The organism is Shinella sp., assembly GCF_049651085.1.
In the GTDB taxonomy this organism is placed as follows: domain Bacteria; phylum Pseudomonadota; class Alphaproteobacteria; order Rhizobiales; family Rhizobiaceae; genus Shinella.
The window spans coordinates 24,969-49,861 of sequence record NZ_JBASBL010000021.1; the positions used below are offsets into that span (position 1 = coordinate 24,969).

At 63.1% G+C, this 24,893-nt stretch carries 20 protein-coding genes; 9 read left to right on the top strand and 11 right to left on the bottom strand.

From position 1 onward, the window contains the following. The first annotated feature begins 159 nt into the window (after nucleotides 1-159). Together uvrA and WA950_RS12715 are read left to right on the top strand one after the other, a co-directional pair. Nucleotides 160-3,078 carry an excinuclease ABC subunit UvrA gene (gene uvrA / locus WA950_RS12710; RefSeq protein ID WP_424552075.1) on the top strand — a complete coding sequence of 973 codons (2,919 nt, stop codon included), beginning with the start codon at nucleotides 160-162 and terminating at the stop codon, nucleotides 3,076-3,078. Nucleotides 3,079-3,100: 22 nt separating this feature from the next. Then, nucleotides 3,101-3,904, top strand: coding sequence for a DUF72 domain-containing protein (locus WA950_RS12715; RefSeq protein ID WP_424552076.1), 804 nt, complete (start codon nucleotides 3,101-3,103; stop codon nucleotides 3,902-3,904). Between the two features lie 40 nt (nucleotides 3,905-3,944). Here WA950_RS12715 and WA950_RS12720 read toward each other — a convergent pair whose 3' ends face one another. Next, nucleotides 3,945-5,432 carry an NAD(P)H-hydrate dehydratase gene (locus WA950_RS12720; RefSeq protein ID WP_424552077.1) on the bottom strand — a complete coding sequence of 496 codons (1,488 nt, stop codon included), beginning with the start codon at nucleotides 5,430-5,432 and terminating at the stop codon, nucleotides 3,945-3,947. Between the two features lie 360 nt (nucleotides 5,433-5,792). Between WA950_RS12720 and WA950_RS12725 the strand changes: the two genes are divergently transcribed. Next, nucleotides 5,793-6,131 carry a P-II family nitrogen regulator gene (locus tag WA950_RS12725; protein WP_003515720.1) on the top strand — a complete coding sequence of 113 codons (339 nt, stop codon included), beginning with the start codon at nucleotides 5,793-5,795 and terminating at the stop codon, nucleotides 6,129-6,131. A 59-nt stretch (nucleotides 6,132-6,190) separates the two neighbouring features. After that, nucleotides 6,191-7,600 carry a type I glutamate--ammonia ligase gene (gene glnA / locus WA950_RS12730; RefSeq protein WP_424552078.1) on the top strand — a complete coding sequence of 470 codons (1,410 nt, stop codon included), beginning with the start codon at nucleotides 6,191-6,193 and terminating at the stop codon, nucleotides 7,598-7,600. 93 nt (nucleotides 7,601-7,693) lie between these two features. Here the strand turns inward: glnA and WA950_RS12735 are convergent, their stop codons facing one another. Together WA950_RS12735 and WA950_RS12740 are read right to left on the bottom strand one after the other, a co-directional pair. Continuing rightward, entirely contained in the window at nucleotides 7,694-8,731 is a 1,038-nt protein-coding gene (locus WA950_RS12735; protein ID WP_424552079.1) for a TAXI family TRAP transporter solute-binding subunit, read from the bottom strand. A gap of 42 nt (nucleotides 8,732-8,773) precedes the next feature. After that, nucleotides 8,774-9,757, bottom strand: coding sequence for a hypothetical protein (locus WA950_RS12740; protein ID WP_424552080.1), 984 nt, complete (start codon nucleotides 9,755-9,757; stop codon nucleotides 8,774-8,776). A gap of 155 nt (nucleotides 9,758-9,912) precedes the next feature. Here WA950_RS12740 and hspQ point away from each other — a divergent pair, with 155 nt between their 5' ends. Then, on the top strand, nucleotides 9,913-10,245 hold the full coding sequence (gene hspQ, locus WA950_RS12745; protein ID WP_424552081.1) for a heat shock protein HspQ: 333 nt from the start codon (nucleotides 9,913-9,915) through the stop codon (nucleotides 10,243-10,245). Nucleotides 10,246-10,319: 74 nt separating this feature from the next. Here the strand turns inward: hspQ and WA950_RS12750 are convergent, their stop codons facing one another. Then, nucleotides 10,320-10,943: an invasion associated locus B family protein gene (locus WA950_RS12750; protein WP_424552082.1), complete on the bottom strand. Its 624-nt coding sequence runs from the start codon at nucleotides 10,941-10,943 to the stop codon at nucleotides 10,320-10,322. A 292-nt stretch (nucleotides 10,944-11,235) separates the two neighbouring features. On the opposite strand from WA950_RS12750, the gene WA950_RS12755 reads away from it, so the two are divergent. Both WA950_RS12755 and WA950_RS12760 read left to right on the top strand, forming a co-directional pair. Next, nucleotides 11,236-13,032 (top strand): extracellular solute-binding protein, encoded by a 1,797-nt coding sequence (locus WA950_RS12755; protein ID WP_424552392.1) that lies wholly within the window; start codon nucleotides 11,236-11,238, stop codon nucleotides 13,030-13,032. A gap of 119 nt (nucleotides 13,033-13,151) precedes the next feature. Further along, complete coding sequence (locus WA950_RS12760; protein ID WP_424552083.1) at nucleotides 13,152-13,823, top strand: DsbA family oxidoreductase; 672 nt, start codon at nucleotides 13,152-13,154, stop codon at nucleotides 13,821-13,823. Between the two features lie 6 nt (nucleotides 13,824-13,829). Here WA950_RS12760 and WA950_RS12765 read toward each other — a convergent pair whose 3' ends face one another. The 4 genes from WA950_RS12765 to WA950_RS12780 all read right to left on the bottom strand — a co-directional run bounded on the left by WA950_RS12765 (nucleotide 13,830) and on the right by WA950_RS12780 (nucleotide 19,162). Continuing rightward, a complete protein-coding gene (locus tag WA950_RS12765) occupies nucleotides 13,830-14,471 on the bottom strand; it encodes a glutathione S-transferase family protein (protein WP_424552084.1) in 642 nt (213 codons plus the stop codon). Between the two features lie 94 nt (nucleotides 14,472-14,565). Beyond that, nucleotides 14,566-15,324 carry a class I SAM-dependent methyltransferase gene (locus WA950_RS12770; protein ID WP_424552085.1) on the bottom strand — a complete coding sequence of 253 codons (759 nt, stop codon included), beginning with the start codon at nucleotides 15,322-15,324 and terminating at the stop codon, nucleotides 14,566-14,568. A 29-nt stretch (nucleotides 15,325-15,353) separates the two neighbouring features. Next, the gene (gene mfd, locus WA950_RS12775) at nucleotides 15,354-18,857 is read right to left on the bottom strand and encodes a transcription-repair coupling factor (protein ID WP_424552086.1); all 3,504 of its coding nucleotides are present in this window, start codon (nucleotides 18,855-18,857) and stop codon (nucleotides 15,354-15,356) included. Further along, nucleotides 18,854-19,162, bottom strand: a complete 309-nt coding sequence (locus WA950_RS12780) for a succinate dehydrogenase assembly factor 2 (protein WP_424552087.1) — start codon at nucleotides 19,160-19,162, stop codon at nucleotides 18,854-18,856. Before WA950_RS12780 ends, mfd begins: the two co-directional genes overlap by 4 nt. A 163-nt stretch (nucleotides 19,163-19,325) precedes the next feature. Here WA950_RS12780 and recG point away from each other — a divergent pair, with 163 nt between their 5' ends. Next, nucleotides 19,326-21,431, top strand: a complete 2,106-nt coding sequence (recG, locus tag WA950_RS12785) for an ATP-dependent DNA helicase RecG (protein WP_424552088.1) — start codon at nucleotides 19,326-19,328, stop codon at nucleotides 21,429-21,431. A gap of 135 nt (nucleotides 21,432-21,566) precedes the next feature. Further along, complete coding sequence (locus WA950_RS12790; protein ID WP_424552089.1) at nucleotides 21,567-21,782, top strand: hypothetical protein; 216 nt, start codon at nucleotides 21,567-21,569, stop codon at nucleotides 21,780-21,782. 38 nt (nucleotides 21,783-21,820) lie between these two features. On the opposite strand, the gene WA950_RS12795 is transcribed toward WA950_RS12790, so the two are convergent. Genes WA950_RS12795 through glmS form a run of 3 tightly spaced genes read right to left on the bottom strand, consistent with a single transcriptional unit; the run spans nucleotide 21,821 to nucleotide 24,875 of the window. Continuing rightward, nucleotides 21,821-22,522: a DUF502 domain-containing protein gene (locus tag WA950_RS12795; protein WP_424552090.1), complete on the bottom strand. Its 702-nt coding sequence runs from the start codon at nucleotides 22,520-22,522 to the stop codon at nucleotides 21,821-21,823. Between the two features lie 35 nt (nucleotides 22,523-22,557). After that, complete coding sequence (locus WA950_RS12800) at nucleotides 22,558-23,052, bottom strand: GNAT family N-acetyltransferase (RefSeq protein WP_424552091.1); 495 nt, start codon at nucleotides 23,050-23,052, stop codon at nucleotides 22,558-22,560. Continuing rightward, nucleotides 23,049-24,875, bottom strand: a complete 1,827-nt coding sequence (gene glmS / locus WA950_RS12805; RefSeq protein ID WP_424552092.1) for a glutamine--fructose-6-phosphate transaminase (isomerizing) — start codon at nucleotides 24,873-24,875, stop codon at nucleotides 23,049-23,051. The genes WA950_RS12800 and glmS overlap by 4 nt, the downstream gene beginning before the upstream one ends. Nucleotides 24,876-24,893: the final 18 nt, after the last annotated feature.

Below are 24,893 nucleotides of genomic sequence, written 5' to 3' on the forward strand. Positions count from 1 at the left end.
TATTTGTTCTTTTTTTGTTCTAATAATTCCCTACACTCTTGTCAACCGAATCGGAAACAGGCACGGAATTCTGCGACGGCGCATGGACAGGCCGGATCCTATCCCTACATAGGGGCCAACCCTGTTTTGGACGCGCAACGACCTCAGACGCTGGACACCATGAGCGAACTCAAGACCATTTCCATCCGCGGCGCCCGCGAACACAACCTCAAGGGCATCGATCTCGACCTGCCCCGCAACAAGCTGATCGTCATGACCGGCCTTTCGGGCTCGGGAAAATCGTCGCTCGCTTTCGACACGATCTACGCCGAAGGCCAACGCCGCTATGTCGAGAGCCTGTCGGCATATGCGCGCCAGTTCCTCGAAATGATGCAGAAGCCGGACGTCGACCAGATCGACGGCCTGTCTCCCGCCATCTCGATCGAGCAGAAGACGACGTCGAAGAACCCGCGCTCGACCGTCGGCACGGTCACCGAAATCTACGACTATATGCGCCTGCTCTTCGCGCGCGTCGGTGTGCCCTATTCTCCTGCGACGGGCCTGCCGATCGAAAGCCAGACGGTCAGCCAGATGGTCGACCGGGTGCTGGAATTCGGCGAAGGCACGCGCCTGTACATTCTCGCGCCGATCGTGCGCGGCCGCAAGGGCGAGTACAAGAAGGAACTCGCCGAACTGATGAAAAAGGGGTTCCAGCGCGTCAAGGTCGACGGTCAGTTCTACGAGATCGCCGATGTTCCCGCGCTCGACAAGAAGTACAAGCACGATATCGACGTGGTGGTGGACCGTGTGGTCGTTCGCGCTGACCTCGCCTCGCGCCTGGCGGACAGTCTTGAAACCTGCCTCAAGCTCGCCGAGGGCCTCGCCATCGCCGAATTTGCCGAAAAGCCCCTGCCCGTCGAGGACACGGCGGCCGGCGGCTCGGCCAACAAGTCGCTGAACGAGACGCATGAGCGCGTGCTTTTCTCTGAAAAATTCGCCTGCCCGGTCTCCGGCTTCACCATTTCGGAAGTCGAGCCGCGGCTCTTCTCGTTCAACAACCCCTTCGGCGCCTGCCCGACCTGCGACGGCCTCGGCAGCCAGCAGAAGATCGATCAGGACCTCATCGTGCCGGAAAGCGAGCGCACGCTGCGCGACGGCGCCATCGCCCCCTGGGCGAAATCCTCCTCGCCCTACTACAACCAGACGCTCGAGGCGCTTGGCGCCGCCTATGGCTTCAAGCTGTCCAACCGCTGGTCGGAACTGTCCGCGCAGGCGCAGGGCGCGATCCTCTACGGCACCAAGGAGAAGGTCGAGTTCAACTACAAGGACGGCGCCCGCTCCTACACGACGATGAAGACCTTCGAGGGTATCGTTCCCAATCTCGAGCGCCGCTGGAAAGAGACGGATTCGGCCTGGTCGCGCGAAGAGATCGAGCGCTATATGTCCGCCGCCCCCTGCCCGGCCTGCAACGGCTACCGCCTCAAGCCAGAGGCGCTGGCGGTGAAGATCAACAAGCTGCATATCGGCGAAGTGACGGCCATGTCGATCCGCGTGGCGCGTGACTGGTTCGACGGGTTGCCGGAACACCTCAACACCAAGCAGAACGAGATCGCCGTCCGCATCCTCAAGGAGATCCGCGAGCGCCTGCGCTTCCTCAACGATGTCGGTCTGGAATATCTTTCGCTTTCACGCAATTCCGGCACGCTGTCGGGCGGCGAGAGCCAGCGTATCCGCCTTGCCTCGCAGATCGGTTCCGGCCTTACGGGCGTGCTTTACGTGCTCGACGAGCCCTCGATCGGCCTGCATCAGCGCGACAACGCCCGCCTTCTCAATACGCTGCGGCACCTGCGCGATATCGGCAATACGGTGATCGTGGTGGAGCATGACGAGGACGCGATCCTGACGGCGGACTACGTGGTCGATATCGGCCCGGCCGCCGGCATCCATGGCGGCGAGGTGATCGCGCAGGGCACGCCCGGCGAGGTCATCGCTAACCCGGCGTCGCTTACCGGCAAATACCTTTCCGGTGAGCTTTCCGTCGCCATACCGGGCGAACGCCGTAAGCCGAAAAAGAAAAAAGAAATCAAGGTTGTCGGCGCGAAAGCTAACAATCTGAAGAATGTTACGGCCGCCATTCCGCTCGGCGTCTTCACGGCGGTCACCGGTGTTTCCGGCGGCGGCAAGTCGACCTTCCTGATCGAGACGCTCTACAAGTCGGCCGCCCGCCGGATCATGGGCGCGCGCGAAATCCCGGCCGAGCACGAGCGCATCGACGGTTTCGAATATATCGACAAGGTCATCGATATCGACCAGTCGCCGATCGGCCGCACGCCGCGCTCGAACCCGGCCACCTATACCGGCGCCTTCACGCCGATCCGCGACTGGTTCGCGGGCCTTCCCGAGGCAAAGGCGCGCGGCTACCAGCCGGGACGCTTCTCCTTCAACGTCAAGGGCGGGCGCTGCGAGGCCTGCCAGGGCGACGGCGTCATCAAGATCGAGATGCACTTCCTGCCGGACGTCTATGTCACCTGCGACGTCTGCCATGGCAAGCGCTACAACCGCGAAACGCTCGACGTCACTTTCAAGGGCAAGTCGATCGCCGATGTGCTGGACATGACCGTCGAGGAAGGCGTGGAGTTCTTCGCCGCCGTGCCGGCCGTGCGCGACAAGTTGGTGACGCTGAACCAGGTCGGTCTCGGCTATATCAAGGTCGGTCAGCAGGCGAACACGCTGTCGGGCGGCGAGGCGCAGCGCGTCAAGCTTGCCAAGGAATTGTCGAAGCGCTCGACCGGCCGCACGCTCTACATTCTCGACGAGCCGACGACGGGCCTGCACTTCCATGACGTCGCCAAACTGCTGGAAGTGCTGCACGAACTGGTCAACCAGGGCAATTCGGTGGTCGTCATCGAGCACAATCTCGAAGTCATCAAGACGGCGGACTGGGTCATCGACTTCGGTCCGGAGGGCGGCGATGGCGGCGGCGAGGTGATCGCGGAAGGCACGCCGGAGGATATCGTCAAGGTCGAGCGCTCCTATACCGGCCATTTCCTGCGCGAACTTCTGGAGCGCCGGCCGATGAAGCAGGCGGCGGCGGAGTGAACCATTCACAGGGAGGACGATGATGAGCACATCCGGCACCATTCGCACCGGCATCGGCGGCTGGACCTTCGATCCGTGGGAAGGCACCTTCTACCCGGAAAAGCTGCCGAAGAAGCGCCAGCTGGGATTCGCCAGCCGGGAACTGACGGCCATCGAGGTCAACGGCACGTATTACGGCTCGCAGAAGCCGGAGACCTTTGCCAAATGGGCCTCGGAAGTGCCGGACGGTTTTATCTTCTCGCTGAAGGCAAGCCGCTTCACGACCAACCGCAAGGTCCTGGCCGATGGCGGTGAATCCGTCGAGAAATTCCTAACGCAGGGCCTAACCGAACTCGGCGTCCATCTCGGCCCGATCCTGTGGCAGTTCGCCCCGACGAAGAAGTTCGAGCCGGAGGATTTCGAGGGCTTCCTGAAGCTCCTGCCTGAGAAGCAGGACGGTCTTGCGCTGAAACACGCATTGGAAGTGCGCAACGAAACGTTCCTGGTGCCCGAATTTGCGGCGCTCGCCCGCAAGTACAATGCAGCGATCGTCTATGCGCAGCATGAGGAGTATCCCGAGATTGCCGATGTGACGGCGGATTTCGTCTATGCCCGCCTGCAAAGGGGCTCGGACGATATCAAGACCTGCTATCCGCCGGAGGCGCTCGACGAATGGGCGATGCGGCTGAAGGACTGGGCAGGCGGCAGCGAGCCGACAGACCTGCCGAAGATCGCCCCCGACACGAAGCCCGCTCAAAAGCCCCGCGACGTCTTCGCCTTCTTCATCACCTCCGGCAAGGTGAACGCACCGAACGGCGCACGCGAACTGCAAAAACGCGTCGGCTGATAGGTCCTGTCACTGGCCGCAGGCGTGAAAAAATGGCCGGTCACCCGGCCGGCCAGGGCGGAATAGCGCCCGGCAGGTCTTCCGCCGTCAGCCCCTCGCCCGCGATGCGTCCTGCCTCGCCGTGACGCCAGACGGCGGCGGCGGCAGCCTCGAAGGCCGGCATGCCCTGTGTCAGGTGCGCGCCGGCAATACCGGCCAGCACATCGCCGGACCCTGCCGTCGCGAGCCAGGGTGGCGCGTTCTCGTTCACCAGCACGCGGCCGTCCGGCGCTGCGATCACCGTATCGGCCCCTTTCAGAATGACCACGCCATTGCTGCGGGCGGCGGCCTTCTGCGCGCGCTCGATCTTCGACAGCGTAGCGTCAGCGGCAAGATCGGGAAACAGGCGGGCGAATTCTCCATCGTGCGGCGTCAGAACCAGACGCGGATTGCCGCCGGCATAAAGCGAGAAGAGGGTATCCGGCTCGTCGCGGAAGGCGCTGATGCCATCGGCATCCAGAACGAGATGGCGGCCCCGCTCGGCAAGCAGGCGAACATATCGCTTCGCCCTGTCCGCATTGCCGAAGCCCGGTCCGAGAACGAAGGTTTTGAGCCGCTCGTCCTTGAGCACGGCGGCGAGGTCCCCCGCAAGATCGAGCGGCTTCAGCATGATGCCGGTCAGGTGCGCCGCATTGGTCGACAACGCCTGCCCCGGCGACAGCAGCGTGACGAGGCCCGCGCCGGCGCGAAGGCCGGCCATGGCGGAAAGCCGGGCTGCGCCGGTGGCAGCCGCAGGACCGGAGAAGACGGCAAGATGCCCGCGCACATATTTATGCGTCGCTTCCGTCTGCGGCGGCAGCGCCACACGCCAGATGGCGGGTGTATTGACCCTCATATGGCCTGCATGCCCGGCGAGGATGCGCCCGGGAATACCGATATCGAAGACTTCCACGTCGCCCGCGAGGGTTTTGCCGGGAAGCAGCAGGTGGCCCGGCTTGCGGCACATGAAGGTGACGGATGCAGCGGCCTCGAAAGCTGCGCCCCTTACCTGCCCTGTTCGGCCATCGATGCCGGAAGGCAGGTCGATCGCCAGTACGGGCAGGACGTTCTGCCGGACAGCGTGGATGATCTTGGGAACTTCGTCAGGCAGATCGCGCGACAATCCCGCTCCAAACAGCGCGTCGATGACGACGTCGCCTGCACGCGGCGCATAGTCCGCGAGCGGCGCGGCATCTCCGGCGAAATTCGCGAAGGCCGCAGCCGCATCGTCTTTCAGTAAGGCCGGGTCGCCAAGGGCATGGACCGCGATTTGGGCACCGGCCTGCCGCAAGACCCGCGCCGCAACGTAGCCGTCACCGCCATTGTTGCCGGGGCCGCAGAGCACGGCAAACCGCAATGCACTGGGAAAGCGGCGCAGCGCGGCGGCCGCAACCGCCTGCCCTGCCCGCTCCATGAGCCCGTAGCTTGAAAGCCCCGATGCGGCGGCGGCGTGGTCGATACGGCCCATCTCGGCGGGCGTGATGATCAGCGTGTCGATTTCCCTGTGCATGCTCCACCATGCCCGCAAAGACGCGATGGAGACAAGCCCGGCCGCACCGCATCGAGAGCCTGTTTTTTAAGCATCTGCATATTCGATATGCTCAAAATTGCAGCTTCCAGCGATGGCCCTGCCTGCGGCGGCGCCATCCGGCGATCTGCGGCATGGAAGACACAATTTTTAGGCAGATTCCACTGGCCCTTTTGCCCGGAAAGTCCCATCATCCCGGCGTGAAGACGAGCATGATCGTGAAAGAAACGGATTTCATTCCATCTGGCACGCATCCTGCTTCAAGTTGGCATGCTACATGCATTTGAAGTGAGCAGCGGGCGCAGTCCTGCGCGAACGGGAGAAGCGGAGAGTCATTTTCTCATGAAGAAGATCGAAGCGATCATCAAGCCTTTCAAACTCGATGAGGTGAAGGAGGCCCTTCAGGAAGTCGGCCTGCAGGGTATCACCGTCACCGAGGCGAAGGGTTTCGGACGCCAGAAGGGGCACACGGAACTTTACCGTGGGGCCGAATACGTGGTCGACTTTCTGCCCAAGGTAAAGGTCGAAGTCGTCCTGGCGGACGAAAATGCGGAGGCCGTCATCGAGGCGATCCGCAACGCGGCCCAGACCGGCCGCATCGGCGATGGCAAGATCTTTGTCTCCAACGTCGAAGAAGTCATCCGCATCCGCACGGGCGAAACCGGCGTCGATGCCATCTAATACCGCCTGGCCGTCCGGCCAAGGCTTCCACTCGTCATCACATACAGGGACCATCGCTAATGACGACTGCCAATGACATCCTCAAGCAAATCAAGGAAAACGACGTAAAGTTCGTCGACCTGCGCTACACGGACCCCCGTGGCAAGCTGCACCACATCACGATGGACGTGGGCTGCGTCGACGAAGACATGTTCGCCGATGGCGTCATGTTCGACGGTTCCTCGATCGGCGGCTGGAAGGCCATCAACGAATCCGACATGGTGATGATGCCCGATCCGGCGACGGTCCACATGGACCCCTTCTTCGCCCAGTCCACCATGGTCATCCTGTGCGACATTCTCGAGCCCGTCTCTGGCGAAGCGTATAACCGCGATCCGCGCGGCACCGCCAAGAAGGCCGAAGCCTACCTCAAGGCGTCCGGCATCGGCGATACCGTCTATGCCGGCCCGGAGCCGGAATTCTTCGTCTTCGACGACGTCAAGTACAAGGCCGATCCCTACAATACCGGCTTCAAGCTCGACAGTTCCGAGCTGCCGTCCAACGACGACACCAGCTACGAGACCGGCAACCTCGGCCACCGTCCGCGCGTCAAGGGCGGCTACCTGCCGGTTCCGCCGGTTGACAGCTGCCAGGACATGCGCTCCGAGATGCTGACGGTCCTCACCGAGATGGGCGTCACCGTCGAAAAGCAGCACCACGAAGTGGCAGCCGCCCAGCACGAACTCGGCGTCAAGTTCGACACGCTCGTTCGCAGCGCCGACAAGGTGCAGATCTACAAGTATGTCGTGCACCAGGTCGCCAATGCCTATGGCAAGACGGCAACCTTCATGCCGAAGCCGATCTTCGGCGACAACGGCTCGGGCATGCACGTCCACCTGTCGATCTGGAAGGACACCAAGCCGACCTTTGCAGGCGACGAATATGCCGGCCTGTCGGAATCTTGCCTCTACTTCATCGGCGGCATCATCAAGCATGCCAAGGCGATCAACGCCTTCACCAACCCGACGACGAACTCCTACAAGCGTCTCGTCCCGGGCTATGAGGCTCCGGTGCTGCTCGCCTATTCGGCGCGCAACCGTTCGGCTTCGTGCCGCATTCCGTTCGGCACGGGTCCGAAGTCCAAGCGCGTCGAAATCCGCTTCCCCGACCCGCTCGGCAACCCCTATCTCGGCTTTGCCGCCATGCTGATGGCCGGCCTCGACGGCATCAAGAACAAGATCCATCCCGGCAAGGCCATGGACAAGGACCTCTACGACCTGCCGCCGAAGGAGCTCAAGAAGATCCCGACCGTCTGCGGCTCGCTGCGCGAAGCGCTGGAAAGCCTCGACAAGGACCGCAAGTTCCTGACGGCCGGCGGCGTGTTCGACGACGACCAGATCGATTCCTACATCGAACTGAAGATGGTCGAGGTCATGCGCTATGAAATGACCCCGCATCCGGTCGAATTCGACATGTACTACTCGGCCTGATCGGCCCGGTTTCCTCCCGCCTCAAGGCGGGAGGTTCCCTCAGACGAAAAAACCCGGCCATTGGCCGGGTTTTTTGTTGCCGCTCGCGGGGTGCTATTGTTGCAGCCGCTGCTTGAGCAGGTTGAGATATTCCTCGTTCGATTCGTCGGCATTCCCGCCGGACGCGTTGCCGCCGGCTGGCTTGCAGGCCGGCTTGTAGTCGAGCGCCATGCCGGCCTTGACGCAGACACCCACCTGCCAGCCCGGCGGCAGCGCCGTCAGGTCGACGGTCTTCCACTTCGGGTGCCCCGTGGTCTTCAGCCTGTCGAGCCCGCCGACGATGAGGCTTGAGAAATCCGCCACCGTCTTGCAGCTGTCACGATGATAGGCATTGCGCTTGGTATCGTAGTCGTAGGTCATCATCACCGCCTTGACTGCAATGAGATCGACCGGCTGATCCTGGAAGGAATAGGTGCCCGGCTCGATGCGCGACGGCGTATAGGTCGCGAGCAGCGGCGCCTCGGTGATCGGCACGAGATGGAATTTCGCCTGGTCGATCGCGGAGCCGGAAAAGAGCGATGCGGGCGCACCGGCGACATAGAAGAAGGCGTCGATCTCGCCGGATAAAAGCTTCGGCAGCGCCTCGTCCGGGTTGATGTCCATGCGGGCGCCGGCCTTGACCTGCAGGATGTCCATGATGAGCGTTGCGGTCAGGAAAGTGCCGCTGTCCTTCTTGCCGACGGCGACCTTCTTGCCCGCAAGGTCCTTCATGCTGGTAATGTCCTTGCGCGCGAGAACGTGGACCTCCTCGTTATAGAGCGGGAACATGATGCGCACGCCCTTCACCGCCTTCTGCACTTCCGGATCGTTCGCCTCGAAGGTCTTCAGGTATTCGAGCACGTCGCTCTGGACGATGCCGAATTGCGTGTTGCGCCGGTTGCGCACGCCGACGAAATTTTCCAGAGAACCGGTGCTTTCCACGACGTTCAGCTTCAGCCCGCACTCGGAGCCAAGCGCGGCGATGTCGTGACCGATCTTGATATAGGTGCCCTGCGGGCCGCCGGTCATGATGTTGCGCTCGAATTCCTGGGCCGATGCGCCGCCTACAGAAAGCGCAAGGCCGAGCGCGACAGCCAGAACAGATCGCTTCATCGAGGTCTCCTTCCCAAAGCAGGCGGCCATACCGCCGCAGAATTAGCAGTCGCTGTCGAGGCCGCGCATCAGGTTCCGGAGCGTCAGCACCGGCACCCGCTTGAACACGCCGCCGAGCGCATTGGTGACGCACTCGCCGGAAACAAGTGTGCGTTCGAGCTGGTCGCGCTCGCTGCCGGTCAGGCGGTCGAGGCCGGGCGTGCCCTGCATCACGTCTGCCACGAGCGCCGCATTGCGCGGGCTGCGGCTGTCGGCGGGCTTGGTATTGTCGCGTGCCGGCTTTTGTGCGCTGTCTTCCGGTCCGCTCTGCTGCGCCGAGCGCGCGGCGGTCTCCAGCGTGCTGATCCGTGCCGTGAGGGAAGCGTTGCCGGCGTTGAGCACGGCGATTTCCCGATCCTTGCGGGCCGTTTCTTCGCGCATTTCCGTCAATTGACGCCGCAGCGCGTCAGCTTCCGCCTGCAGGCGCCCGGTCTCGGCGCTCAGTGTTGTTGCCTGCTGGCTACGAGCCTGCTCCAGTGTCTTTTCCAGCCGTGCGATCTGGTCCGCCCTCACTGAAAGCTGGCGTTCTCCGTCAAGCACCGCTTCTTCGGCCCGCTTTTTCAGCGCCTCGGCATCGGCTACACGCTGCAAGGAGAGTTCCAGCTCGTTTTTCAGTGCCGGAACGATTTCCTGGGTCAGTTTCGCATTTTCAGCAATGGCGATCGCGGCATCCGTCGTGCCGGAATTGTCGGGCATGGTCTCGAACTGGCGCTTGAGGGTGGCGTTCTCCTCGGTCAGCGCCTGCGCCTTCTGCGTGCTTTCCTCGACCTGCGCGACGCGCGCGTCGAGTTCGCGGGCAAGATCGGCGATGCGCTGGTCTCGCTGGTCGACTTCGCTGGAGGCCGGACTACCCGCCATGCGGAATGCGCCATAGCCGCCTGCCGCGCCGAGCGCCAGGCTCACGACGGAGGCAAACAGGATGCTGCCGAGGCCCGAGCCGTTGCTCTGCGCCGGTCCGTTGCCGCTCCTGCCCCACTGACTGTTCATGCCATCCGATCCGTCCAAGACGTTGTTCTTCGAGGTACGCCGAAACAGCTGGAGGCGCAAGCGCCGCCGATCTCGGTCTATACAACGTGCGAGGCACCGGAACTATTGATGTTTCAGCGCAATTACCCAAATATAGGAGGAAAGGTAGGTACGCCATGAAGATGCGAGACGCTAAATTTGCCATCGGCGACGTGGTCCGCCACCGGGTTTTCCCCTTCCGTGGCGTGGTCTTCGACGTCGATCCCGAATTCGCCAATACGGAAGAATGGTGGAATGCCATCCCGGCCGAAATACGGCCATCGAGGGACCAGCCCTTCTATCATCTTTTCGCGGAAAACGATGATTCGGAATATGTGGCCTATGTCTCCGAGCAGAACCTCGTGGCCGATGACAGCGGCATGCCGATCCGTCATCCGCAGGTTCGCGCACTGATGGATGTGGACCAGGGCCATTACCGCTGGAAGGAACAGAGCGGCATCTTTCACTAGCCGCCGTCGCCGACCGTAAAACGCAAAAAACCCGGCCGATGGCCGGGTTTTTTGTATCTGGTACAGCAAGCCTGTTACTGGCTCTTGGCCGCCTTCTGGGCGTCTTCGAGCTTCTTGCGAGCTTCCTCGGCCTTCTTCTGCATTTCTTCCTGCAGCAGGCGCTGGCGCTCTTCGAGCTGCGACTGTTCGATCGGCTCGCCGTCGAACACGCCGGTGAAGCCTTCAAGCGAGATCTTGATCGGGTTCGGCGCGCGCTGGAAGTTGATCGAGGTGAAGACCACCTCGCCGCCCTTCTTCAGGCTGGCGATCATCTGGTCGGTCAGCAGCACTTCTGCGACGCACTTGTCGGGCATGCAGATGGCGTAGTCGATCTTCTGGCCCTTGCCGCCATCGATCTGCATCTGGACGCCGGCCGGGACGAGGCGTGCGCTCGGAACCGAGATCTGCATGATCTTGCGGTTCGTCTTGCCGGTGACGGTGATCAGGCCAACGGCCGTGATGAGCTGGCCGCTGTTTGCCGTCAGCAGGTTTTGTACGATGCAGACATCGTTGTCTTCCTGCTTGGTGCAGACCTTGAACCAGCCCTTCGGCGGAGCAGCCTGCTGTGCAAGCGCTGCGGACGGCGCAGCCGCCATGGCAACGGATGCAGCAAAGGCGGAAAGCACGGTCCGCTTGATGAGATTCGATGTGAAGATCATACGAGTTCGGTCTCCTGAAAATCCGGTGCCGGAGCGACGACGCCCCTCCTGGGCCCCCTCTAGGGCGTTTTGGTCTGCCGTGCGCTCTCCTGTCGGCGAAATGAGGCATTTGCATGACCCGCTTCGGCGTATTCTGTTACAATGGGCCGCGCCGGATATCCAGCCTTTCCTTGCGTAAATCCCCCATGCCTTCTATTTCCCACAGCGCCACGCTACCGTCCCCATTCTGGCGGTTATAATGGATGAGAATCATCCGGACCCTGACGAGGAGACACTCTTGCGCCCCTTCCTGATGGCGTTCGCCGCCTGCACGCTCGGCCTCGGCGCCACGCTCGGCCATGCCGCCCCCGTACACGGCATTGCAATGCACGGTGAACCGGCGCTGCCGCCGGATTACAAGCATTTCAGCTACGTCAATCCGGATGTGAAGAAGGGGGGACGCATCGCCTATGGCGTCGTCGGCACGTTCGACAATCTCAACCCCTTCATCCTCAAGAGCATGCGCACGACGGCCCGCGGCATGTGGGATCCGGAATTCGGCAACCTCGTCTACGAATCGCTGTTGCAGCGCTCGCGCGACGAGGCCTTCACCATGTATGGCCTTCTGGCCGAAACGGTGGAATGGGACGACGACCGCTCCTTCGTGCAGTTCAATCTCAATGCGAAGGCGCGATGGGCGGACGGCAAACCGGTAACGCCCGAAGACGTCATCTTCACCTTCGAGCTTCTGCGCGACAAGGGCCGCACGCCGTTCAACCGGCGTCTCGAAAGCGTGGACAAGCTGGAGAAGGTGGGCGAGCGGGGCGTGCGCTTCACCTTCAATGACAAGGCGGACCGTGAACTGCCGCTGCTGCTGGCCCTCTCGCCCATCCTGCCCAGGCATGCGATCGATGTCGAAACCTTCGACCGAACGTCCCTCGCCTTCCCGCTTGGCTCCGGCCCTTACCGGGTGAAGGACGTGAAGCCGGGCGAAAAGATCGTGTTTGCACGCAATCCTGACTATTGGGCCCGGGATCTGCCGGCAAAGATCGGCTTCGACAACTACGACCAGATCTCCGTCGAATACTTCCTGCAGGAAAACACGCTGTTCGAGGCCTTCAAGAAGGGCGAGATCGATCTCTACCAGGAAGGCAATCCCACGAAATGGGCGCGTGGCTACGATTTCCCGGCCGCGCAGTCCGGCGCCGTGGTCAAGGACGCCATCAAGCCGAAGACGCCGTCCGGCATGCTCGGCTTCGTTTTCAACACCCGCCGCCCAGTGTTCCAGAACCTTGAGCTGCGCAAGGCGCTGACGCTGGTCTTCGATTTCGAATGGGTAAACCGCAGCCTGTTCGAAAACGCCTACAAGCGCACGGAAAGCTATTGGCAGAATTCCGATCTCAGCTCGATGGCCGGCCCGGCGGATGCGCGCGAGCGCGAGATTGCCGGGACTGCCATTGCACGCATCGAGCCGGATATCCTCGCCGGCACGCATCTCCTGCCAAAGACGGACGGCTCGGGCCGTGATCGCAAGGTTCTGCGCCAGGCGATGGATCATTTCCAGAAGGCCGGCTACGCCATCAAGGGCGGCCGCATGGTCGACGCGGATGGAAAAGCGCTGACCTTCGAGATCATGACGCAGAACGCCGACCAGGAGAAGCTGGCGCTTGCCTACCAGCGCTTCCTCGCCGCGCTGGGCGTCAAGGCCGGCATCCGCACGGTGGACGATTCGCAGTACCAAAGCCGCAGCCAGACTTTCGACTACGACATCATCATCAAGGCGTTTCCGTCCTCGCTGTCGCCTGGTGTCGACCAGATCAGCTACTGGAGCTCGATCACCCGCGACCGGCAGGGCAGCTCGAATTTCGCGGGCGTCGGCGATCCAGACGTGGACCGAATCCTCGATGCAATGCTGCAGGCACGAACGGCGGAAGATTTCCGCTCGGCCGTGCGCCTGCACGACAGGATGCTGCTTTCCAGCTATTATGTCGTGCCGCTCTACCACCTCGGCGAACAATGGGTCGCCCATTCGAAGCGCATCATGCGGCCGGAAACGGTTCCGCTCTACGGCTTCCAGTTCCCGACATGGTGGGACGAGCGGGCACAATGAAGAGGCCATCCCCAGAATTGCGGTTACCCTGAGGTAACCTGTTGAAAGCTGCGGCAGGCAGGACTATCTCGACGGTAAGTTTGAACCGGAATTTTCCGGCATCTCGAAAGGATAACCGGATGGAAGCCATTACGATCGATGTCGTCTCGGATGTCGTCTGCCCCTGGTGCTATCTCGGCAAGAAACGGCTTGAACAGGCCATCGAGAGCATCAAGGACGAGCTTGCCGTCTCGGTGACGTTCCGCCCCTACCAGCTCAATCCCGACATGCCGCCGGAAGGCGTCGATCACAAGAAGCACCTGGCCGAAAAGCTCGGCGGTGCCGATGCCGTGGATCGCGCCCATGACATGCTGAGGGGCCTCGGTCATGAGGCCGGCATCGATTTCGATTTCGCGGCGGTGAAAATCAGCCCGAACACGCTCGACGCCCACCGCCTGTTGCGCTGGGCGATGATCGAAGGCACCGAGGTGCAGGGCCGCGTCGCGCTTGCCCTGTTCAAAGCCTATTTCGAGGAAGGCCGCAATGTCGGCGACCGCACCGTTCTGCTCGACATCGCCGAAGCCTCCGGCATGGATCGCGCCGTCGTGAGCGCCCTCTTTTCCGCCGGCGCCGATGTCGATTCGGTCAAGGAAGAGATCGGCATGGCCCGCGAGATGGGCGTCACCGGCGTTCCGTGCTTCATCATCGACAACAAATACGCCGTCATGGGCGCGCAATCGGCTGACGTCCTGACCGACGCCTTCCGCGAGATCGCGGCGATGAAGGCGCAGGAAGGCGTCGGCGCTACCTGAACCGCCTCAGGCAACGGCGGCAGCGAAAGCCGGACGGGCCTGTACCCGCTGCCACCACGCCTGAACCTTCGGGAATTCGCAGAGAAGCGCGCGCCCTTCCGGCGCTTCCCCGAACAGGCCAAAAATCGGTGCGGCGTGAATATCGGCGAGTGAAACGTTCGCCCCGGCAAGCCACCGGTGCTCTAGCAGCAATGCGGAAAGCGCCTGCAGGAATGTGCGCGATTTATCCAGCCCCGCCATTATTCGCACTTCATCCGCCGCGTCTTCTTCCGCTGCAAGAACGCGCTGCACATACACGTCCCACACCATCGGCAGATAGGCGTAATTGTCCAGCATGGCGATGATCTGGTTCATCCGCGCTCTTTCGAACAAGGCTTCAGGTTGCAACGACGATCCGGCGAAGGCTTCATCCACATAGCGGGTGATCGCGCTCGTCTCGTAGAGGACAAACCCGTCATGCTCGAAAGCGGGAATGCGGCCGAAGGGATGGCGCGCCAGATGGTTTGTCGGCAGGCCCTCATCGGCAAACACGTCAACGGGCACGAGATCGTAAGGCACGCCCTTCTCGTGCAGAGCCATCCGCACGACCCGTACATAGACGCTATAGGCGGCTCCGTAGACGACAACGGTAGCATTTACGGCAGACATGACACCCCCCATCGATACAGACCGCCTGACCACTGGCTGCGCGGTTCCGGCACGAGACTTGGTCTGCCTGTCGATCGTCGAAGCGGCGGTGTATCTATCGGTCCCGCCGCGCCTCAAATGTGATGGTCTCGGCATTCTTGGCGGGCGCCTGACCGAAGACATAGCCGCCCGATACCACGATATCAGAAAACCCGACGGTATGCAGCGCAAGCGTTAGTTCCTGCACACCCCACCAGCGAAGCGCGAAAAGATCGAGTTCGGTATCGAGCAACCTGCCCTGCGTCCATCGTTCATAACGAAGATACGAGAGCGTGGTCTGCGAGACAAAATCTGTCTCGGCGCGGTGGTCGATCAGGGTCAAAAGATCGCCGTCGGCAGTTTTCCAGCTCCGCACAGCACCGGTCGGCGAAAGAAATCCGCCGATCCCGTCAATGTCCAGGATGAGCTTTCCGCCCGGCTGAAGGTGATCGTGGATGCGCTTCAGAAAGGCGATGGCCTTGTCGGCTTCGGTAATGAGCTGGAATGACCCGGCGGGGATGATGGCGGCCGAAAACCGCTGTTCGTAGTCAAACGCCTCGAACGTCTGGCATGTGAGGCTGGCAGCGATGTTCCGCCCGCTGCACTCTTGCCGGCAATAGGCAAGCATCTCCTCGGAGGCGTCGAAACCGACGACGTCGATACCCGCTTCCCGAAGCGGCACGTAGACACGGCCATTGCCGACCGCGGGCTCCAGAACGATCCCGCTACAGCCAGCAAGTCGTTCACGATAGTATTCCACATCGCCAAAGGACCGGCCCACCGGCTTGTCCAGATTATACACCAGGGATGCCAAGGTGCTGTATCTGTTCTGCATTTCAAAATTCTCCACGTGGCGTGCAGAGGCTACTTCGCCAGCCCCGCAAGCTGCGTCATCACCTGCGCCGCGCCGGTCAGGCGCTTTTCCGGCGTCGGGTAGTCACGGGCAAGGAACAGGCTCTGGTCGGGCCGGATCTTCGCCAGCGTGCCCTGCTTGGCGATATAGCCGACCAGCGCCGCCGGGTTCGGGAATTCCTTGTTGCGGAACTGAACGACGACGCCTTTCGGGCCGGCATCGAGCTTTTCGACATTCGCCACGCGGCAGAGCGACTTGATGTAGACGATCTTGAGCAGGTGCTGGACCTCGATCGGCAGCGGGCCGAAACGGTCGATCAGCTCGGCGCCGAAGGCGTCGATGTCGCCAAGCTCGGTGATCTCGCCAAGGCGGCGGTAGAGGCCGAGGCGAAGATGCAGGTCGGGCACGTATTCGTCCGGGATCATGACCGGCGTGCCGACGGAAATCTGCGGCGACCAGCCGCTATCGGCAACCTCCTCGTCGCCCTTGATCTCGGCCACGGCCTCTTCCAGCATCTGCTGGTAAAGCTCGAAGCCGACTTCCTTGATATGGCCGGACTGTTCCTCGCCGAGCAGGTTGCCCGCGCCGCGGATGTCGAGGTCGTGGCTCGCCAGCTGGAAGCCGGCGCCGAGCGTATCGAGCGATTGCAGCACCTTGAGGCGGCGCTCTGCCATGCCCGTCAGCGTGCGGTTGACCGGCAAAGTGAGCAGTGCGAAGGCGCGCACCTTCGAGCGACCGACGCGGCCGCGCAACTGGTAGAGCTGCGCCAGGCCGAACATGTCGGCCCGGTGGATGATCATCGTGTTCGCCGTCGGCACGTCGAGGCCGGATTCGACGATGGTCGTGGAGAGCAGCACGTCGTAGCGGCCTTCGTAGAAGGCGTTCATGATGTCTTCGAGTTCGGTCGCCGGCATCTGGCCGTGCGCGACCGCCACCTTCAGCTCCGGCACGTCCTGCCGCAGGAAATCGTGGATTTCCGAAAGATCGCTGAGGCGCGGGCAGACGTAGAAGCTCTGGCCGCCGCGGTAGTGCTCGCGCATCAGGGTCTCGCGAATGACGAGCGGATCGAACGGCGAGATGAAGGTGCGCACGGCCATACGGTCGACCGGCGGCGTGGTGATGAGCGAGAGCTCGCGCACGCCCGTCATGGCAAGCTGCAAGGTGCGCGGGATCGGCGTTGCCGAAAGCGTCAGCACATGCACGTCGCTCTTCAGTTCCTTCAGCCGTTCCTTGTGCTTCACGCCGAAATGCTGCTCCTCGTCGATGATCAGGAGGCCGAGATTGGCGAACTTGATCGACGATCCGAGCAGCGCGTGGGTGCCGACGACGATATCGGTCTTGCCTTCCGACAATTCCTTCTTGGTCAGCGCCAGTTCCTTGGAGCCGACAAGGCGGGACGCCTGCTGCAGGCGGATCGGCAGGCCGCGGAAACGGTCGGTGAAGGTCTTGAAGTGCTGGCGGGACAGCAGCGTCGTCGGCACGACGACGGCAACCTGCACGCCGTTCATTGCCGCGATGAAGGCGGCGCGCAACGCCACCTCCGTCTTGCCGAAGCCGACGTCGCCGCACACGAGGCGATCCATCGGCCGGCCGGCGCCCAGATCCTCACGCACCGAATCGATGGCATTTGCCTGATCGTCCGTCTCGTCATAGGGGAAGCGGGCGGCGAATTCGTCGTAGATGCCATCCGGCGCGGCCAGTACCGGCGCTTGGCGCACGAGGCGCGCCGCGGCGATCTGGATGAGCCCGCCCGCCATGTCGAGCAGGCGCTTCTTGAGCTTGGCCTTGCGCGCCTGCCAGGCGACGCCGCCGAGCTTGTCGAGCATCGCATCGGTACCCTCGCCGCCATAGCGCGAGAGCAGGTCGATGTTTTCGACCGGCAGGAAGAGCTTTGCCTCGTCCGCATAGACGAGTTCGAGGCAGGCATGCGGTGCACCCGCCGCCTCGATGGTGCGCAGGCCAACGAACCGGCCGATGCCGTGCTCGGCATGCACGACGATCGAGCCTTCGTCGAGCCCGGCCACCTCGCTGATGAAATCCGCACCGCGCTTGCGCCGCTTCGAGCGCCGCACCATGCGATCGCCGAGAATATCCTGTTCACCGATGACAATGATGTCACCTGCCTCGAAGCCGCTTTCGAGGCTGAGCACAGCAGAGCCCGCCTCACCCGGCTTCAGCTTGCGCAGGTCGGCGAATTTTTCGACTGGCACTATATTGCCGAGACCATGTTCGCCGAGCACCTGCAAGAGACGGTCGAGCGAGCCTTCAGACCAGCCGGTGACCAGAACCTTCGCGCCGGATGCACGCTTGTCGGCAATGTGCTTGACCGTCTGGTCGAAGACGTTGACCCGGTTGCCGTCGGTATCCTCGCTGCCCGCCGGTCGCGCCCAGCGCATGCCCGGCCGCGCCGCGATAGTCTCGACATGCCGCGCCTCGCCTTCGTGCTCGTTGAACGGCGAAAGACGGATGGCGTTGCGTTCGTCGAGTTCGTGCGCAAAGCGCTCGGCATCGAGATAGAGCTGGCCGGGCGGCACCGGCTTGTAGGGCGTCGCTTGCGCGATCTGTCCCTTGCCTTGTGTCGCAGAGGCCGTGCGGGCTTCGTAATAATCGCGCACGAGGCGCGAACGCTCGACGGCTGCTTCACGTACCGTATGGTCCGTTACGATACGGAAGCCGTGCAGGTAGTCGAACGCCGTTTCCAGCCGGTCGTAGAACAGCGGCAGCCAGTGTTCCATGCCGGCATAACGCCGGCCCTCGGAGACGGCCTGATAGAGCACGTCGTCGCGCGTCGCCGCGCCGAAGGATGCGAGATAGTGCTTGCGAAAATGCGAAATAGTCTCGGGCGTCAGCGACACCTCGCTCATGGGGTTGAGGCTGAGGGTGCGGGCCTGCCCGGTCGTGCGCTGGCTGGCGGGATCGAAGGACCGGATGCTTTCCAGCGTGTCGCCGAAGAAATCGAGGCGAAGCGGCTCGGCGCTGCCGGGAACGAAGACATCGAGAATGCCGCCACGCACCGCATATTCGCCGACCTCGCGCACGGTCGCCACGCGCTCGAAGCCATTGCGCTCCAGCCGTGCGGCGATATCGTCCATGCGGATCTGGTTGCCGGGCTTTGCCGTGAAGGCAAGGCTTTCGATGATCCCGCGCGGCGCGGTCTTCTGCAGCATGGCATTGACGGTGACGAGCACGATGGCCGGGTGCGGTTTCTTCTGGTGCGCAATCAGCGCCGAAAGCGCGGAAAGCCGGCGCGCCGACACTTCGGCGCTCGGCGAGACGCGGTCATAGGGAAGGCAGTCCCAGCCGGGCAACGTCAGCACCGGAATATCGGGCGCGGCGAAGCCGAGCATCTGCTCGATATCGGGAATGCGCTGGCCGTCCGAAAGCACATAGGCGACGGGGCCGGATGTGCGGGCAAGGTCGGCGAGGATCAGCGGCTCGATGCCGGACGGCACGGCCCCGATGGTCAAGGGACGGCCAGCCGCCGCGATGCGCTCGGAGGAAAAGCCGGGGATCATGCGCGGTCGTCTTTGAAGAGCGGCGAAAAATCGGGGCGATAGGCGGCGATACGGGGAAAGAGACCCTCGCGGAATTCGTCCGGCACCGGCTTTTCACCGGTCACCCATTTCACGAGGTCGTTGTCCTCCTCGTCCATGATGCGCTCCAGTTCGTCGAGCTCGGCATCGGAGAGCGTTTCGATCTCGGCATCGGCAAAGGCGCCGAGCACCAGGTCCATCTCGCGGATGCCGCGATGCCAGCAGCGGAAGAGGATGCGCTTGCGGCGCGGATCGATATCGGCGCTTGAGCGTGTCGTTCCCGTCATGATCGTTCTCGCTTTCCTACCGCTTGCAACTCTTCAAACACGGCTTCCGGTGGAAGACCGTTGCACACTTTTCCCGGAATTGCTTTGTCCGGCGCTTCTATAGACCGGCAAAAGCCGCTTGTCAGCCTTGCCAAAGCGTCCTTCTCCGGCGATTTTGGCCGCCATGCGCCCCGCCCTTCTCGATCCGCTCTTCGCTCCCCTCTCCACCCTTCCGGGCATCGGCCCGAAGCTGGGAGAGCTGTTCGCGCGCCTGCTCGGCCAGGAGAGCATCGAGGATTGCCGGGTCATCGACCTTGTCTTCCATTTCCCGCACAGCATCGTCGACCGGCGCAACCAGCCCGGCATCGCCCATGCGCCGCCGGGCGTCATCGTCACGATCACCGGCCGTATCGACCGCCACCAGCCGCCGCCGCCCGGAAAATCGAGCATGCCGTACCGGGTGTTCCTGCACGACGAGACCGGGGAACTGGCGCTCACCTTCTTCCGGGCCAAGGGCAACTGGCTGGAAAAGGCGCTTCCCGTCGACGAGACAGTGGTGGTCAGCGGCAAGGTCGACTGGTTCAATGGCCGGCCCTCCATGGTGCATCCCGACTACATGGTGCGGCTCGGCGAGGCGGACAACCTGCCGCTGGTCGAGCCGGTGCATGGCCTTACGGCGGGCCTGACGTCGCGCGTGCTGCGCAAGGCGGTGGAAGCGGCCATCGCCCGCGTGCCGCACCTGCCGGAATGGATCGATCCCACGCTGTCGCAGCGACAAGGTTTTCCCTCTGCCTTCGACGCCATCCACCGCCTGCACGACCCGCGCGACGAGACGGATCTCGACCCTCAGGCCCCCGCCCGCCGGCGGCTTGCCTATGACGAATTCCTCGCTGGCCAGGTCTCGCTCGCCCTCGTGCGTCAGCGCCTTCGCAAGGTCGCCGGCCGGCCGGTGAAGGCTACCGGCGCGCTCAGCCGCCCTGTCATTGCCGCCCTGCCCTTTTCGCTCACCAACAGCCAGCAGACTGCGATTGCGGAAGTGCTGAAGGACATGGCCGGCGATCAACGCATGCTGCGGCTGCTGCAGGGCGATGTCGGCGCAGGCAAGACGGCGGTGGCGCTGATGGCCATGCTCGCGGCCGTCGAATCCGGTGGACAGGCGGTGCTCATGGCGCCGACGGAAATCCTCGCCCGCCAGCACTTTGCCACGCTTTCCCGCATGGCGGCGCCGGCAGGCGTCACCATCGACGTGCTCACCGGTCGCACGAAGGGTCGCGAACGGGACGCCATCCTCGAGCGGATTGCCTCCGGCGAGACGCAGATCGTCATCGGCACCCATGCGCTCTTCCAGGACAATGTCGCCTACAGGGACCTCGTACTTGCTGTGGTGGACGAGCAGCACCGCTTCGGTGTGCACCAGCGCCTGCGCCTCACGGCAAAAGGAATCTCGCCACATATGCTGGTGATGACCGCAACACCCATTCCGCGCACGCTCGTGCTCGCCGCCTTCGGCGACATGGACGTGTCGAAGCTGACGGAAAAGCCCGCCGGCCGCAAACCCATCCAGACCGTGGTCGTGCCGCAGGAGCGCACCGGCGATATCGTCGAGCGCCTGCGCGCCGCGCTCGCCGAGGGTAAGAAGGCCTACTGGATCTGCCCGCTGGTGGAAGAATCGGAAGAAAGCGACCTCATGTCCGTCGAGGAACGGCATGCGACGCTCGCCAGCATCTTCGGCGAGGCTGCCGGCCTCGTTCACGGCCGGATGAGCGGGCCGGAAAAGGACGCGGCGATGCTCGCCTTCAAGAGCGGCGAGACGCGGCTTCTCGTGGCGACGACCGTCGTGGAAGTCGGCGTCGACGTGCCGGATGCCTCGATCATGGTGATCGAACACGCCGAGCGTTTCGGCCTTGCCCAGCTTCACCAGTTGCGCGGCCGGGTCGGGCGCGGCGAGGAGGCATCGAGCTGCATCCTGCTCTACAAGGGGCCGCTGAGCGAAAACGGCCGGGCGCGCCTCTCCATCCTGCGCGAGACGGAAGACGGTTTCCGCATTGCGGAAGAGGATTTGAAGCTGCGCGGCGAAGGCGAGCTGCTGGGCACACGCCAGTCCGGCACGCCCGGTTTCATCGTGGCGAGCCTCGAAGCCCATGGCGACCTGCTGGAAATAGCCCGCAAGGATGCCGCCTATGTGCTGGAGCGCGACCCGGACCTGACGGACGAACGCGGCGAGGCGATCCGCACCCTGCTCTATCTCCACCGCCGCGACGAGGCGATCCGCTTCCTGCGCGCCGGCTAGGCAATCCGAGCAAGAGCATGCAGCGGTCGCGCCGCGCAGAGGTGCGGAAATGCTCCGATCCACAAAATCGTGATTTCGCCGAGAAGGCGCGTGAAGGCATACTTCTCATCGCAACAGCGAAAAAGGAGAAATGCCATGAAGACAGTTCTCGTAGTCGCAGCAATACTTGCCCTCTCGGCATCCGCCGCCTTTGCGGAATGCGCCTGGCACAACCAGACCTCTGCGGAGGCCAATGTCGACAAGACGATCACGACCGCAAGCGTCGTCACCACCGAAAAACAATCCCGCCTGCCGGCTGAAGCCGACCAGATCCTTCTGAAGAACCAGAAGGACGCTGCCGACAGCGAGTAGATTATGTCGAGCCGTCCCGCCTTCGGGGCGGCTCGCTCTCACCCCTTCTTCTTGGGCTTGGCCTTGCGCTGCTCGTCGCTTTCGACAAGCTGCAGCGCCTTTTCCGGCGGCGTGACGAGGCCGACGGAGATGATGAGCTTGGCCGCATCCTCGGCGCTCATTTCGAGCGGCACGATCTTTTCACGCGGCACATAGACGAGGAACCCGGCAGTCGGAAATGGCGTTGGCGGCAGGAAGCAGGCCACCATGTCCTTGCCCATGGCCTTGAATTTCGTCGCAATCTCACCGCGCGCATCCGTCGCCACGAAGACGATCGCCCAGAGGCCGGCGCTCGGATACTCGATCATCGCCGCCTTGTTGAAGGAATTGCCCTTGTCCTTCAGCACCGTTTCAAAGATCTGCTTCAGGCTCCTGTGCACCGTGCGCACCAGCGGCGTGCGGTTGAACAGAGAATCGCCGAACTCGACGACGGTGCGGCCGATGAGGTTCTTGCCGAGGAAGCCGACAAGCGTGATCAGCACCAGCGCGATGAGAAGGCCGAAGCCGGGGATGGCGAACTGCACATAGTTTTCAGGGTTGTAGGACGCCGGAATATAGGGCTTCACCCAGCTGTCCGCCCAGCGGATGAACGTCCAGGTCAGCCATATGGTAATGGCGATCGGCGCGCAGATGACGAGCCCGGTCAGGAAATTGTTGCGCAGCCGCATGGCCAGCGACTGTCTCGGCACAAGGTCGGTCATCGATCATCCAGTGTGAAGCGAGTGTGGGAGGTCACTCAGCCGTAGAAGGCCGGATGATAGGTAACGGTTCCCCCGCCGTAAACCGATGAAAAGGCCAGACGCATGAAATACTCCGGCGGCACCCCTTCAAGCGTCAGCTTCGGATCCGGCTCGAAGCCGAAGCGGCTGTAATAGGCGGGATCGCCGAGCAGCACGCATCCCGTCGCCCCCAGCGCCTTCAGCCGGTCGAGCCCCTCACGCACGAGCCTGCCGCCGATGCCCTTGCCCTGCCGGGACGGATCGACCGCAATCGGACCGAGCCCGTACCAGCCCTGGCTGCCGTCGGAGAGGGAAACGGGCGAAAAGGCGACGTGGCCGACGACGGCGCCGTCCGCTTCCGCCACGAGCGAAAGCGTCAGCGCCCCGGCGGCGCGCAGGCGGTCGATGATCAGGTGCTCCGTGCCGTCGGCATGCGGCGCCGTCTTGAACGCAGCCTCCGTCAGAACCCGGATGGCGTCAAAATCCTCTTCGCGTTCCGCCCGGACGATCATTCGACTGTCACAGACTTGGCCAGGTTGCGCGGCTGATCGACATCCGTGCCCATGAAGACGGCGGTATGGTACGCCAGAAGCTGGATCGGCAGCGAATAGATCATCGGCGCAATGATCTCGTCGACATTGGGCAGCACGATCGTCGCCATCGTCGGGAGCTTGGAGGCCGCAGCACCCTTCTCGTCGGTGATGAAGATGATCCGCCCGCCGCGCGCGGCCACTTCCTGCATGTTCGACACGGTCTTTTCGAAGAAGCGGTCATGCGGCGCGATGACGATGACCGGCATGTTCTCGTCGATCAGCGCGATCGGGCCGTGCTTCAGTTCGCCGGCGGCATAGCCCTCGGCGTGGATATAGGAGATTTCCTTGAGCTTCAGCGCGCCTTCCATCGCCAGCGGATAGCTGGTGCCGCGGCCGAGATAGAGCACGTCCTTGCACTTGGACAGTTCGCGCGAAAGCTGCTCGATCGCCGGCTGGATGGTGTTGAGCACGCGCGCCATGATGCGGGGCATTTCTGCGAGATTGCGCACGAGTTCCTTTTCCTGCGCCTCACTCAGAGTGCCGCGCGCCCTGCCCGCACCGACGGCGAGTGCCGCCAGAACCGCGAGCTGGCAGGTGAAGGCCTTGGTGGACGCGACGCCGATTTCCGGGCCGGCAAGAATCGGGAACACTGCATCCGACTCGCGGGCAATGCTCGATTCCTTCGTATTGACCACCGCGCCGATCTTCAGGCCCTGCTCCTTGCAGTACCGCAGCGAGGCCAGCGTGTCGGCCGTTTCGCCCGATTGCGAGATGAAGAGCGCCGCCGCGTCGGGATTGAGCGGAATTTCGCGGTAGCGGAACTCGGACGCGACGTCGATTTCGACCGGCAGGCGCGCATAGCGCTCGAACCAGTATTTTCCGACGAGGCCTGCAAGATAGGCCGTGCCGCAGGCGGAAATGGCAAGGCTCGGCACCTTGGCGAAATCGACACCCCCGGCGACCGGGCGCACCGTGTGCGCAAGAAAATCGACATAGTGGCTGAGGGCGTGCGAAATCGCCTCCGGCTGTTCATGGATTTCCTTCTCCATGAAGTGCCGGTGGTTGCCCTTGTCGATGAGGTAGGCTGCGGCCGAGGAAATCTGAACGGGGCGCTCGACGCGGTTGCCGTCGATGTCGAAGATATGCGCGCCGTCACGGCCGATCACCGCCCAGTCGCCATCGACGAGATAACTGATCTCGTTGGTGAAGGGGGCGAGCGCTATGGCATCGGATCCCAGGAACATCTCACCCCGGCCATGACCGATGGCGAGCGGCGGGCCGCTGCGGGCAGCCATGATGGTCGAGGGGTCCTCCTCGAAGATCACGGCTAGCGCATAGGCGCCGGTGACACGGCGCAGCATGGCGTGAACCGCCTCACGGCGGCCGAGCCCCTCGCGGCGGAATTTCGCGACGAGCTGGGCGACGACTTCGGTGTCGGTCTGCGTCGTGAAGGTTGCGCCCGCGGCAGTCAGTTCGTCCTTCAGCTCGGAAAAGTTCTCGATGATGCCGTTGTGGACGACAGCGACGCCATCGACGAAATGCGGGTGTGCGTTGCCTTCGGTCGGCGCGCCGTGTGTAGCCCATCGGGTGTGCGCAATGCCGATGGTTCCGGCAAGCGGTTCCTCGGCCAGCCGCTTCTCCAGGTTGAAGAGCTTGCCCTCAGCGCGGCGGCGCGCGAGCTTGCCGTCGACGACGGTGGCCACGCCCGCTGAATCGTAGCCCCGATATTCAAGGCGCTTCAGGGCATCGACAAGGCGACCCGCAACAGGCTGATTTCCAATGATACCGACAATTCCGCACATGGCCCGCTCCGCTCTCTT

Excerpts from the sequence above, each read along its gene's own strand:
- recG (WP_424552088.1), top strand. The coding sequence starts at position 19,326 with ATGCGCCCCGCCCTTCTCGATCCGCTCTTCGCTCCCCTCTCCACCCTT.
- WA950_RS12770 (WP_424552085.1), bottom strand. The coding sequence starts at position 15,324 with ATGCAGAACAGATACAGCACCTTGGCATCCCTGGTGTATAATCTGGAC.
- uvrA (WP_424552075.1), top strand. The coding sequence starts at position 160 with ATGAGCGAACTCAAGACCATTTCCATCCGCGGCGCCCGCGAACACAAC.
- WA950_RS12780 (WP_424552087.1), bottom strand. The coding sequence starts at position 19,162 with ATGACGGGAACGACACGCTCAAGCGCCGATATCGATCCGCGCCGCAAG.
- WA950_RS12795 (WP_424552090.1), bottom strand. The coding sequence starts at position 22,522 with ATGACCGACCTTGTGCCGAGACAGTCGCTGGCCATGCGGCTGCGCAAC.
- WA950_RS12725 (WP_003515720.1), top strand. The coding sequence starts at position 5,793 with ATGAAGAAGATCGAAGCGATCATCAAGCCTTTCAAACTCGATGAGGTG.
- hspQ (WP_424552081.1), top strand. The coding sequence starts at position 9,913 with ATGAAGATGCGAGACGCTAAATTTGCCATCGGCGACGTGGTCCGCCAC.
- WA950_RS12755 (WP_424552392.1), top strand. The coding sequence starts at position 11,236 with ATGGCGTTCGCCGCCTGCACGCTCGGCCTCGGCGCCACGCTCGGCCAT.
- glnA (WP_424552078.1), top strand. The coding sequence starts at position 6,191 with ATGACGACTGCCAATGACATCCTCAAGCAAATCAAGGAAAACGACGTA.
- WA950_RS12760 (WP_424552083.1), top strand. The coding sequence starts at position 13,152 with ATGGAAGCCATTACGATCGATGTCGTCTCGGATGTCGTCTGCCCCTGG.
- WA950_RS12765 (WP_424552084.1), bottom strand. The coding sequence starts at position 14,471 with ATGTCTGCCGTAAATGCTACCGTTGTCGTCTACGGAGCCGCCTATAGC.
- WA950_RS12800 (WP_424552091.1), bottom strand. The coding sequence starts at position 23,052 with ATGATCGTCCGGGCGGAACGCGAAGAGGATTTTGACGCCATCCGGGTT.
- WA950_RS12715 (WP_424552076.1), top strand. The coding sequence starts at position 3,101 with ATGAGCACATCCGGCACCATTCGCACCGGCATCGGCGGCTGGACCTTC.
- mfd (WP_424552086.1), bottom strand. The coding sequence starts at position 18,857 with ATGATCCCCGGCTTTTCCTCCGAGCGCATCGCGGCGGCTGGCCGTCCC.
- WA950_RS12735 (WP_424552079.1), bottom strand. The coding sequence starts at position 8,731 with ATGAAGCGATCTGTTCTGGCTGTCGCGCTCGGCCTTGCGCTTTCTGTA.
- glmS (WP_424552092.1), bottom strand. The coding sequence starts at position 24,875 with ATGTGCGGAATTGTCGGTATCATTGGAAATCAGCCTGTTGCGGGTCGC.
- WA950_RS12790 (WP_424552089.1), top strand. The coding sequence starts at position 21,567 with ATGAAGACAGTTCTCGTAGTCGCAGCAATACTTGCCCTCTCGGCATCC.
- WA950_RS12720 (WP_424552077.1), bottom strand. The coding sequence starts at position 5,432 with ATGCACAGGGAAATCGACACGCTGATCATCACGCCCGCCGAGATGGGC.
- WA950_RS12750 (WP_424552082.1), bottom strand. The coding sequence starts at position 10,943 with ATGATCTTCACATCGAATCTCATCAAGCGGACCGTGCTTTCCGCCTTT.
- WA950_RS12740 (WP_424552080.1), bottom strand. The coding sequence starts at position 9,757 with ATGAACAGTCAGTGGGGCAGGAGCGGCAACGGACCGGCGCAGAGCAAC.